Annotated in this window: 9 protein-coding genes and 1 riboswitch; of the genes, 6 read left to right on the top strand and 3 right to left on the bottom strand. The window is 41.2% G+C overall.

The annotated features are described in order from the left end of the window. Nucleotides 1-140 precede the first annotated feature (140 nt). The 3 genes from galE (at nt 141) to AC4PL9_RS00540 (ending at nt 4,417) form a co-directional block, all read left to right on the top strand. The gene (gene galE, locus AC4PL9_RS00550; RefSeq protein WP_491602846.1) at nt 141-1,160 is read left to right on the top strand and encodes a UDP-glucose 4-epimerase GalE; all 1,020 of its coding nucleotides are present in this window, start codon (nt 141-143) and stop codon (nt 1,158-1,160) included. Then, on the top strand, nt 1,157-1,906 hold the full coding sequence (locus tag AC4PL9_RS00545) for an outer membrane beta-barrel protein (protein ID WP_491602845.1): 750 nt from the start codon (nt 1,157-1,159) through the stop codon (nt 1,904-1,906). Before galE ends, AC4PL9_RS00545 begins: the two co-directional genes overlap by 4 nt. 105 nt (nt 1,907-2,011) lie before the next feature. Further along, entirely contained in the window at nt 2,012-4,417 is a 2,406-nt protein-coding gene (locus tag AC4PL9_RS00540) for a M14 family metallopeptidase (protein ID WP_491602844.1), read from the top strand. 54 nt (nt 4,418-4,471) lie between these two features. Here AC4PL9_RS00540 and AC4PL9_RS00535 read toward each other — a convergent pair whose 3' ends face one another. The 3 genes from AC4PL9_RS00535 to AC4PL9_RS00525 all read right to left on the bottom strand — a co-directional run bounded on the left by AC4PL9_RS00535 (nt 4,472) and on the right by AC4PL9_RS00525 (nt 9,039). Beyond that, on the bottom strand, nt 4,472-5,233 hold the full coding sequence (locus tag AC4PL9_RS00535) for an alpha/beta fold hydrolase (protein WP_491602843.1): 762 nt from the start codon (nt 5,231-5,233) through the stop codon (nt 4,472-4,474). 74 nt (nt 5,234-5,307) lie between these two features. Next, entirely contained in the window at nt 5,308-7,983 is a 2,676-nt protein-coding gene (gene metH / locus AC4PL9_RS00530; RefSeq protein ID WP_491602842.1) for a methionine synthase, read from the bottom strand. Nucleotides 7,984-7,998: 15 nt separating this feature from the next. Next, entirely contained in the window at nt 7,999-9,039 is a 1,041-nt protein-coding gene (locus AC4PL9_RS00525) for a homocysteine S-methyltransferase family protein (protein ID WP_491602841.1), read from the bottom strand. Nucleotides 9,040-9,126: 87 nt separating this feature from the next. Continuing rightward, nucleotides 9,127-9,241: riboswitch (SAM riboswitch) on the bottom strand. Nucleotides 9,242-9,403: 162 nt separating this feature from the next. Here AC4PL9_RS00525 and metK point away from each other — a divergent pair. The 3 genes from metK to AC4PL9_RS00510 all read left to right on the top strand — a co-directional run bounded on the left by metK (nt 9,404) and on the right by AC4PL9_RS00510 (nt 12,369). Next, nucleotides 9,404-10,657: a methionine adenosyltransferase gene (gene metK, locus AC4PL9_RS00520; protein ID WP_491602840.1), complete on the top strand. Its 1,254-nt coding sequence runs from the start codon at nt 9,404-9,406 to the stop codon at nt 10,655-10,657. Nucleotides 10,658-10,757: 100 nt separating this feature from the next. Next, nucleotides 10,758-11,483 (top strand): 16S rRNA (cytidine(1402)-2'-O)-methyltransferase, encoded by a 726-nt coding sequence (gene rsmI / locus AC4PL9_RS00515; protein WP_491602839.1) that lies wholly within the window; start codon nt 10,758-10,760, stop codon nt 11,481-11,483. After that, nucleotides 11,476-12,369 (top strand): S66 peptidase family protein, encoded by an 894-nt coding sequence (locus AC4PL9_RS00510; RefSeq protein ID WP_491602838.1) that lies wholly within the window; start codon nt 11,476-11,478, stop codon nt 12,367-12,369. Before rsmI ends, AC4PL9_RS00510 begins: the two co-directional genes overlap by 8 nt. Nucleotides 12,370-12,373 lie beyond the last annotated feature (4 nt).

Here is a 12,373-nt window from a genome sequence, read left to right as displayed (position 1 = left end):
AAATTCCTATCCTTATCAGGTATCTGTAACTTTTCGAATGCCTCCTGTATTGCGAAAAATTAAACTTTATGTTGTCCTTTTCTGACATCTGCTTACAAAATTAAGTGGTTTTTTTACCTTTGGGAAAACAAAGTTTGACAATGTCAGAAAAAATCCTTGTCACAGGCGGAACTGGTTATATCGGATCTCATACAGTGGTAGAGTTATTAGCCCGGGGATTCGAACCTGTAATTTTAGACAATCTCTCAAACAGTCATGAGGATATTCTCGATGCTATTGAGGATATTACAGGAGTAAGGCCTCTTTTTTACAAAGGTGATTGTCGTGACGCAGCAGTCTACGATGAGATTTTTTCTTCGCACCAAATTTCCTCAGTAATCCATTTTGCCGCTTTTAAAGCTGTTGGAGAATCCGTACACAAGCCTCTTGCTTATTTTGACAACAACATCAACGGATTAAACCAGCTTTTAATGGCTATGGATAAGTTTTCCATTAGAAATCTCGTATTCTCTTCTTCCTGTACAGTCTATGGCGACCCTGACAATCCGGTTGTCACAGAAGAAACTCCGCTCAAAGACCCACAATCTCCATACGGGTTTACAAAACTTGCCGGAGAGAAAATGCTTGAAAATGTAGTCCGGCATAAAAAACAAATGCGGGTTGCATTATTACGCTATTTTAATCCGATCGGGGCACACCCTTCAGGAAAAATAGGTGAATTACCGCAAGGAGTCCCCAATAATCTGCTTCCCTATATTACCCAGACTGCTCTGGGAATCCGGGAAAAACTTGCTGTATTCGGTAACGACTATCCGACATCTGACGGATCGTGTATCCGCGACTATATTCACGTTTGTGACGTGGCAAGTGCTCATGTTTCAGCAATCATGATGATGTATAAGAAGGATGAACCTTTCATTGATGCAATTAATATTGGAACAGGTAAGGGAACTTCTGTCCTCGAAATAATTCGTATTTTTGAGGATGTTAATGCAATTGAAATTAATTGGGGATTTGCTCCCAGACGAGAAGGAGATGTTCCTGAAATTTTCGCAAAAGTTGATAAGGCAGAACAAGTATTAAACTGGAGTGCAAAATTTTCCGTTAGGGATGCAGTAAAGGATGCATGGGAATGGGAAAAAAAGTACAGAAAACAATGAATTACAGATTAATTATATTCGTTTCTTTTGTCTGTCTGTTTTTTACAAAAAACAGTTTTTCTCAGGCAGATACCATTAAAAAACAAGACACACAAAGCAGGTATAACCCCGGATTGTTATGGCGGTTTACCGGGTTTGAACCCCGTTACGGAAAAGAGGGCGAAAAATACGATCGTCTCATTGTTGACATCTGTTATAACGACTGGCTAGGAGATAAAAACGGGGCAAAAACACAATGGTATTCTATCGGATACAATATTAACCTGCTTTTTGATGTGCCCTTCAATAAACAGAGTACTGCTTCTATGGGAATAGGTCTGAGTTTTTCTCACGTGAACCTTATGAACAATGGTGTCCTCCGTATTAATGATTCGCTTGAAACAACTACTCTTACTCCACATTTTGCGGGAGAAACTCCCAGAAAAATGAATAAGTTCGTTGCCAATTATATTGAAATACCTGTTGAATTCCGCTTCCGGTCTCCGGGTTACCAGCACTTTAAATTCCACCTCGGATTTAAAGCAGGTGTGCGAATCAGCTCATTTGAAAGATGGAAAGAAGGTTCAAAAAAATTCAAAGAATTTAATCATCCCGATGTTGCTCGTTTTCGATATGGCATCACTGCGAGAATAGGAATCCGCAACTGGGCTCTGTTCGGATCATTTTTCATCTCTGATCTGTTTACAAATTCCCAAAGTTCACAACTGCTTCCATACAGTTTCGGAATCAGTTTGTCTTTATTCTAGCTATTATTCACACAATAGCTGAATTTACCAAAGAATCTGAATTTGAAAACTTTGGTTTAGAAGATGTTCATATTTTTCATAAATTGTAACAAATTTTAAACCAAAATGAAACGCATATTTACCCAAAAGATCACATTGGTCTTATTAGCAATACTATGCTCACTATCCATGCACGGGCAGAAGTATTCGAAAGTCAAAATTTATACCGATAATGAAGGTCTGAGAACCCTTGCAGAAATGGGTGTGGCTGTTGACCACGGACATCTCAGAAAAAACATTTTTTTCATCAGTGACTTCTCTGAATTTGAGATCGAATTAATACAACAATCGGGATTTCGTCATGAAATTCTTATTGATGATGTAAGCCGCTTCTATGCAGAACAAAATACATCAAACATCAAAAATAATTTGGAAAAAGAGGGAGGAATATGTTCGGGAACTCAACAAAACCCAATTGATAATATCATCAGCCCTTCCAATTTTGAATTAGGATCAATGGGCGGGTATTATACCTATGCTGAATTTCTGGACGATCTGGACGCTATGGCAACTGCTTATCCCGGTTTGATTTCAGCTAAAGCCCCTATTTCAACGTTTCAGACCTTTGAAGGAAGACCTGTTTATCATGTGAAAATTTCAAATAATCCCAATACAGACGACGGTGATCCCTATGTTCTATACTCTGCTATTCATCATGCCCGTGAACCGGCATCATTATCTCAAACCATGTATTTTATGTGGTACTTACTGGAAAATTATGGTTCTGACGATGAAGTAACTTACCTTGTTGACCATACACAGCTGCTTTTTGTTCCGGTTATCAACCCTGACGGATACATCTACAATGAAACAACCGATCCCAACGGAGGAGGAATGTGGCGCAAAAACAGACGAAATCACGGCAACGGAACGTATGGAGTAGATTTGAACCGAAATTACTCGTACGGATGGAATACGACAGGAGTCTCTAATCAAACAGATGGTGAGACCTATCCAGGAACTGCTCCTTTTTCCGAACCGGAAACACAAGCTATGAAATGGCTGAATGAGCAGTACACTATTAAACTTGCGCTGAACGCTCATACTTATGGGAATACACTTCTGTATCCCGTAGGTACAACAGCCGAAGAATTTGCCGAACACCACGACTATTTTGCCGATATCTCAGGTCACATGTGCGAGCATAATAATTACTTCCCGCAAAAAAGTTCAGGATTGTACCCTGCATCCGGTGATTCAGACGATTACATGTACAAAGTGGACATTGGCGTTGGAAATAAAGACAGTGTTTTTGCTATGACTCCGGAAATAGGTGAAAGTTTCTGGCCTGCAGCCAATCAGATAGAATCCATTTGCAAAGAAATGCTTTTTACGAATATGGTACTTTCTCATCTGGCACACCGATACGCTTTAGTTAGAGATCTTGATCCCTCCACACTTGATAATGCCACCGGAGTGTTTAACCATTCTATCAAAAGACTGGGACTTGAAGATGGTACTATTACCGTTTCAATACATCCGATTTCCGGTTTAGCTTCGGTAGGAAATCCCATTCAATATGACCTGAATATACGCGAAGAACAATCCGGAGCAATCGCTTATTCTGTACTTCCCGATTTTCAACCCGGCAGTGAAATTGTGTATGAATTACTAACGGATAATGGCACCTGGATCAGACGTGATACGATACGAAAGACATTTGGAACTCCAACCCTCCAATTTGCTGATGATGCAGCTACTACCGGAAACTGGATAGGTGATTGGGCACTGACCGGAGAAGAATTTTTCTCCCCTTCCAAATCATTCACAGATAGTCCTATGTCCAATTATGAGGCTGACGATTACAAGATTTACAAATATCATCAAACGATAGATCTTACCGAAGCGACCGCTGCCATGGTACGTTTCTACGCAAAATGGGATATTGAACCGGACTGGGATTACGCTGCGTTCGAAATTTCCTCTGACAATGGTAATTCCTGGACCCAATTGTGTGGTCAATATACCAACCCGGGAGTGGATCAGACAAACTGGCAGGGACAAAGTGTAGGGATACAACCCATAGGTTTCCCCATTTATGACGGAACACAATCGGAATGGATACTTGAAGAAATTTACCTGAATGATTATCTGGGAGAAATGGTTCAATTACGTTTCGTACTTCATGCCGACGGAGGTGTTCAGGAAGATGGTTTCTATTTTGATGATTTCCAGCTCCTTTACAATTTAACAAATGGAACCAACGGAATTACAGAAAGTGAAACCTCATCTATCAGTCTGTTTCCAAATCCGGCAAATGAATACGCAATCCTTGACTTTGGTCAACAGTTAGGAAACGGAGAAGTAGCTGTTTTCTCTCCTACCGGGCAATTGATCAAAATGTATCAACTTTCAGGAACATCTAAAATTATAGAAATCAAAACCGCAGATTTCCCGCAGGGAATTTATACCATAATGTATACGGATCATAACGAAAACAGACAAACAAAACGCCTTGTCGTTATTCACTAATAAAGCTATCAAAAAATAAGGAGGACACTGGATCCTCCTTATTTTTATTTCATTTTACCTCAAACAGAATTCCAGAACGGCTTCAATAAACTCTTCCGGTTTTTCAGAATGCACCCAATGCCCTGCTCCTTCAATAGTTACAACATCGCTATCCGGAAAATACTCTTCCAATTCAGGAATATCCTCATCCAGGATGTAATTCGATAATTCGCCTTTTATAAATCGAGTCAGGGTAAATACCTCTTTTTTCGGAAGTGCTTTCAAAATTTCCGGCATCTGTTCCCGTAAAACAGGAAGATTCATTCTAAAAGCCAGTTTTCCCTTCTCTACCCAATACAGATTTTTTAGCAAAAATTGCCGAACAGCTATATTGCCAACATACTGCTCCAATTGCTTGTCTGCTTCACCTCTTGAAGCAATTTTATCAAAATCTAAAGAACAAAGCCCTTCCAAAATTGTATCGTGATGCATCGGATACTCCTTCACTCCCATATCAACAACTATGAGCTTCTTAACACGATCTGGGAATAATTGCGTAAATCGCATGGCGGCTTTCCCTCCCATGGAATGCCCCAGAATAACTGCTTCCTGAATCTCCAGATCATCCATTAATTCTCTTAAATCCTCAGCCATTAGATCATACGTATGAAGATCAGCATGCGGAGAATGTCCGTGATTCCGATTATCAACAAGAATTACTTCGTAATACTCTCCAATCTTTTTAGCATGTGTTTGCCAATTATCTAAAGACCCAAAAAGTCCGTGAAGAATAATAAAAGGGTGCCCTTCTCCGTATTTCTTATAATTCAGTTTCATGAAGCATCTATTTTTCTTGGACAAAGATAAACTTAAAAAAATCTTTAGGACCCCATATTACGAACAGACGTTACTTATTCTGCCAGATTCGGGCCTAGCCATCGTTCCATAACTTCAACCGGAAGTCCTTTTCTATCTGCAATACTCTCTACCTGCTCCATTGTAATCTTTCCAACTCCGAAATACTTCGCATCAGGATGAGCAAAATACCACCCACTCACTGAAGCTGTAGGTAACATTGCCAGAGACTCTGTAAGGGAAACTCCTGTCAATTCTGTTGCATTCAACAAAGCAAACAATCCGGTTTTTTCCGTATGATCAGGACAGGCAGGATATCCGGGTGCCGGACGAATCCCTTTATACTTTTCTCTGATCAACTCCTCATTTGAAAAATGTTCATCGGGAACATAGCCCCATATCTCCCTGCGCACTTTTTCATGCATACATTCCGCAAACGCTTCCGCCAACCTGTCAGCTAATGCTTTTAGAAGAATGGCGTTATAATCATCATGGTCCGCCTCAAATCGTTGAACATATTTTTCTATTCCCAACCCTGCTGTTACAACAAACCCTCCTATATAGTCTGTAATTCCGGAGTCTTTAGGTGCAATAAAGTCAGCAAGGGCATGGTTATAAGCTCCCTCCGCCTTCTTTAATTGCTGACGCAATGTACGTTGAATATACAAGACTTCACTTTTCGTTTCATCCGAGTAAATTTCAATATCATCGTCTACACTATTTGCCGGCCAGATTCCCACCACAGCACTAGCCGTCAACCATTTTTCGTCAATAATTCGTCGCAACATTCCCCGGGCATCTGCGTACACCTTTTGCGCTGCTTCCCCAACTATTTCATCTTCCAGTATCTTCGGAAAACGACCGGCTAATTCCCAGGTCTGAAAAAAGGGCGTCCAGTCAATATACCGGGTCAGTTCTTCCAATGGATAGTCATTAAACTCAACCAATCCTGTTCGTTTTGGTCGCACTATATTTCCCTGAAAATCTAAATCCTGTTTCTTCTTTCTCGCTTCCGGCAATGACAAATAAGTCTTAGCCGCCCGATTATTCATGTGATGTTCACGCATACGAGAATACTCCGTCCGTAATCCCTCTACAAAAGCAGTCTTTTTATCCCCCAGTAAACTTTCCACTACTGTCACCGAACGGGAAGCATCTAGTACATGTACTGTAGGACCTTTGGTATAGTGCGGTTCAATTTTTACTGCCGTATGAACTTTTGAAGTAGTTGCACCACCAATCATAAGTGGAATAGAAAGTCCTGCTCTTTCCATTTCTTTTGCCAGATGAACCATCTCATCCAGTGAAGGAGTAATCAATCCACTCAGTCCGATCACATCCACATTTTCTTTGTTGGCGGCTTCAAGTATCTTTTCCGGAGCGACCATTACCCCCAAATCAATTACTTCATAGTTGTTACATCCCAGAACTACACCAACAATATTTTTCCCGATATCGTGCACATCTCCCTTAACCGTCGCCATCAGAATTTTTCCGGCGGCTTCTCTTTTTCCATCTTTTTCGGCTTCGATAAAAGGCAATAAATAACCAACAGCCTTCTTCATAACCCGGGCAGATTTTACAACCTGAGGCAAAAACATCTTTCCACTTCCAAACAGGTCCCCCACAATATTCATTCCGTCCATCAGAGGCCCCTCTATCACCTGAATAGGTCGTTCATACTGATGACGGCACTCCTCAACATCCTCTTCTATGAACTCTACTATGCCTTTGACAAGAGCATGTGCTAACCGCTCCTGAACCGTTTCTTCCCGCCAACTTAAATCTATCTCTCTTTTTTTTCCTTCTCCTTTTACTGTCTCGGCATATTCCAATAATCGTTCTGTTGCGTCCGGACGACGATTCAACAACACATCTTCTACATACTCCAGCAATATTTTATCAATATCATCATACACCTCAAGCATAGATGGATTGACAATCCCCATATCCATCCCTTCTCGTATTGCGTGGTACAAAAAGGCCGAATGCATGGCTTCCCGCACTCTGTCATTCCCTCTGAAAGAAAAAGACACATTAGAAACACCGCCGCTTACCTTTGCTCCGGGTAGATTTTCTTTAATCCATCTCGTTGCCCGAAAAAAATCAACCGCATTATTGTTATGCTCTTCCATCCCGGTAGCCACCGGAAAAATATTCGGATCGAAAATGATATCCTGACAGGGGAAACCTACTTTGTCAACCAGGATCCGATACGATCTTTCACATATTTCTATTCGACGTTCATAATTATCTGCCTGCCCCTGCTCATCAAACGCCATTACGATAACAGCCGCACCATATCGCTTGATCTTTTTTGCATAATGTATAAACGAATCCTCTCCCTCTTTCAAGGAAATAGAATTCACCACTCCTTTTCCCTGAATACATTTCAGTCCCGCCTCAATAATTTCCCATTTCGAGCTGTCAATCATGACCGGTACCCTAGCTATATCCGGTTCGGATGCAATCAGATTGAGAAACTTCACCATCGTTTTCTCTCCGTCGATCATCCCTTCATCCATATTAATATCGATGATTTGCGCTCCTCCCTGTACCTGATCTAATGCTACAGCAAGTGCTTCTTCGTACTTCTCTTCCTGAATCAGTCGTAAGAACTTCCGGGAGCCCGTTACATTGGTACGTTCTCCAATATTAACAAAATTGGTTTCCTTCGTTATGACCAGAGGCTCAAGTCCTGACAACTTTAGAGGGGGAATGGTTTTCGACATATTCTGATCTTCCTTTTAATCGTTAGTATTTAGATCCTTTTCAAGTTGTCTGGGGGAGTATTCTTTTGCCAAATCAGCTATTACGCGAATGTGTTCAGGTGTTGTTCCACAACAACCTCCCACTATATTTACCAATCCTTCCTCCAGAAAATCCTTAATTTGTTTTCCCATTTTCTCGGGTGTTTCATCATACTCTCCAAATTCATTCGGTAATCCTGCATTCGGATGAGCACTCACAGCAAATGAAGATCGTTCATTCAGAATCTGTAAATAAGGACGCATTGCTTCTGCCCCCAAAGCACAATTCAGCCCCACCGAAAGTAAAGGCATGTGTTCAATTGAGATTAAAAATGCATCTGTTGTCTGCCCTGATAATGTTCTTCCACTTGCATCAGTAATCGTCCCCGATACCATTATCGGTAAATCCGTACCTTTTTCTTCCTGAACACAATCAATAGCAAATAAAGCAGCTTTTGCATTCAGTGTATCAAAGACCGTCTCAACCAACAAAAGATCACACCCTCCGTCAATGAGTGCTTCGACCTGTTCCGAATAGGCTTTTACCAACTCATCATAAGTAACCGCCCGAAATCCCGGATCATTTACGTCGGGAGACAAAGAAGCCGTACGATTTGTCGGACCTATTGACCCGGCAACAAACCGGGGTTTCTTCGGATTAGCAGCTGTAAACTCGTCTGCCACTTCTCTTGCTATCTTCGCCGAATGATAGTTGAGGTCATACACAATATGTTCCAGTCCGTAGTCTGCCTGGGCAATACTGGTTCCTGAAAAGGTATTCGTCTCTGCGATGTCCGCACCTGCCTCAAAATAAGCCGCGTGAATTTCCTTAATCACGTCCGGACGGGTTAAAGAAAGAAGATCGTTGTTTCCTTTCAAAGGTTTCTCATGATTTTCAAACCAGCCTCTACGAAAATCATCTTCAGTAAGATTGTATCGTTGAATCATGGTTCCCATGGCTCCATCCAGTACTAAAATACGTTGGAGAAGTGTCTCTCTCAAAAGCCGGGTGCGCGATGATTTTTCCTGTGTACTCATAACTCTCTTTTCTTAACTTGAGTTCTGAAAAAACTAGAATATAAAGAGAGATGAAAAAATGAAGACTGCCTGAACAATCAGAATGAACACTTATCTTTTTCCAACAAATCTGTCAGAAGCGGATTTGGCACCTTTTCGGTATCAGAACCGAGAGGTTGCCAAGGTTTCGCAGGGCCTGTCCCTCCACCTTTCTCTATAAGCATTTTTTAAAGAACTGATACAAAGATAGTACAGAATTCTGTATCCTCGTACAAATCAGAAAAATTTAAACCAAAACCCAACATGAAACAAAAAATAAATGTTTTCCAATTCAAAAGAATAATGCTTACTTTTGGCGATTCAAAACTTTAAATTTTCGAAAGAAATGCCATATTTATTCACTTCGGAGTCAGTTTCTGAAGGGCACCCTGATAAAGTTGCCGACCAGATTTCTGATGGTTTGATCGATCATTTCCTAGCATTTGATCCGGATTCTAAAGTAGCATGTGAGACTTTAGTAACCACAGGTTTGGTTTGTTTAGCAGGTGAGGTTAAATCCAATACATACCTCGACGTTCAGCAAATCGCCAGAGACGTTGTTACTAAGATCGGATATACAAAAAGCGAATATCAGTTTGATGCGAAATCATGTGCTGTTATTTCTGCTATTCATGAGCAATCTGAGGATATTAACCGTGGAGTAGACCGCGGAAATCCGGAGGAGCAAGGTGCCGGAGACCAGGGAATGATGTTCGGTTATGCAACAAAGGAAACGGAAAACTTCATGCCGCTTGCGCTTGATCTTTCGCATAAAATCCTTATTGAGTTAGCTGCACTCCGCCGCGAAATGAAGGACATCACATACCTTCGTCCGGACGCTAAGGCTCAGGTAACTATTGAGTATAGCGATGACAATGTTCCTCAACGAATTGATGCTGTTGTCGTTTCTACTCAACATGATGACTTTGATGAAGACGAAGCTAAAATGTTAGCTAAAATCAAATCTGACATTATTGAGATTTTGATTCCTCGTGTAAAAGCTCAGTTGAAACCTGAACTACAAAAATTATTCAATGACCAAATCAAATATCACATCAACCCAACAGGTAAGTTTGTGATTGGTGGCCCTCACGGAGACACTGGTTTAACCGGTCGTAAGATAATTGTTGACACGTATGGAGGAAAAGGAGCACACGGTGGCGGAGCATTCTCAGGAAAAGATCCTTCCAAAGTAGACCGTTCTGCTGCTTATGCGACTCGTCACATTGCTAAAAACATGGTGGCTGCGGGTGTTTGTGATGAAATTCTTGTTCAGGTTTCTTACGCTATCGGTGTAGTAGAGCCTATGGGAATTTATGTAAACACATACGGAACTGCAAAGGTGGATATGACCGACGGAGAGATTGCTCAAATAGTAGGTGAGATCTTTGATATGCGTCCGGTAGCTATTGAGCGTCGTTTGAAACTTCGCGAGCCTATCTATTCAGACACTGCTGCTTATGGACACATGGGACGTAAGTCTGAAAAGAAAACCGTTGTTTTTGAAAACGCAGGAAAAAAAGTGTCGAAAGAAATCGAAACATTTACCTGGGAGAAACTAGATTACGTTGACGAAGTAAAATCTCGTTTCGGATTGTAATTCATCTCCTACATGATATCTCTAAGAGCCGTAGTTCCTTCTGCGGCTCTTTTATTTTTATCCGGTTTGCTTTTTTTATCTTTACCCAAAATACAGACGTATGTCAAAATTAGCTTTAGTTCCCACTCCTATCGGAAATCTGGAGGATATTACGCTGCGCTCCATACGCTATCTCAAAGAATGTGATAGTATTTTCGCCGAAGACACCCGCGTAACACGAAAATTGCTCGCACATCTTCAAATTGATAAAAAAGTACTTCCCTTTCACGCTCACAATGAACACAAGGCTTTGGAATCCGCTATTCGGGAACTAAAAAACTCGGAATTAACCGTACTTGTATCTGATGCAGGAACTCCCGGAATATCTGATCCTGGATTTTTACTGGTACGTGCAGCTTTGGAAGAACAAATCCCAGTCGAGTGTCTTCCGGGACCTACAGCGTTCATCCCTGCACTTGTTGCAAGTGGATTCCCTTGTGATCGCTTCGTATTTGAAGGGTTCCTTCCACACAAGAAAGGCAGACAAACAAAACTCAAAGAACTTTCTACAGAAGAAAGAACATTGGTTCTGTATGAATCTCCTCACCGTCTACAGAAGTGTCTGGAACAATTAGTTGAGTTCTTCGGAGCAGAACGAAAAATCTGTGTAGCCAGAGAAATCAGCAAGTTTTTTGAAGAGTTTGTAAGGGGAACAACTCAGGAAGTTTTACAGCATTTCCTTAAAAATGAACCAAAAGGAGAGATTGTGGTAGTTATTGAAGGTGCTCCCAAACCGGAAAAAGTGACCGGAAACAAATACAAGGATAAAACACAGGACAATGATTAAATCAATTCCACACCTTCAGCCAGGCGATCTCATACGCATTGTAAGTCCTGCCAAAGCGATTGATCAGGAACTTCTTGACTATGCCGGTAAATTAATTGAAGACAAAGGATATCGGGTAAAAATAGGGCAATATGCTGCCGGGCGATGGAATTATTTTTCCGGAACGGATGAACAACGCGCTCATGATATGCAGGAAGCTTTGGATGATCCCGAATGTAAAGCGATCATTTGTGCCCGTGGAGGGTATGGCTGCATTCGCATTGTAGATATTCTGAATTGGGCGGGATTTCTAAGAAACCCGAAGTGGGTTGTCGGTTTTTCGGATATAACCGTTTTTCATCAACATATTCAACGGTATGGACTCCCTAGCATTCACGCCACTATGCCCCTGAATTTTCCCGATAATTCTCAGGAAGCTATTCACAGCTTATTTAACGCATTGGAAGGAAAAAACAACACATATCATTTTTCCACCTCTCATTCCAAACCCGGGGTTGCAGAAGGAAAAGTTATCGGTGGGAACTTATCCATTCTCTATAGTCTCCTCGGAACCGATGACCGTCCTGATTTTGAAAATGCAATTCTCTTTATTGAGGATTTATGCGAGCAACTTTATGTACTCGACCGAATGTGGTATAGTTTCGAAAAATCAGGAGCTTTGGATCAGATTTCGGGACTTATTGTCGGTGGAATGACTGATATGAAAGATACATCTCCAAAAACCGGATTTAGCGTAGAAGAGATCATAAATAATATGTTTTCGTTCAGAAATATCCCCGTTGCGTTTCATTTTCCCGGTGGACATATCACGGATAATCGCGCAATCATACTGGGTAAAGAAGCAAAGCTTACTGTCGAAAAAGATATAGCAACATTAATTCAGTAGTTCC

The sequence above is a fragment of the Wandonia sp. genome, from assembly GCF_984588085.1.
The sequence above is the reverse complement of the archived record's forward strand: the minus strand, read 5'-3'. Positions and strand labels throughout refer to the sequence as shown.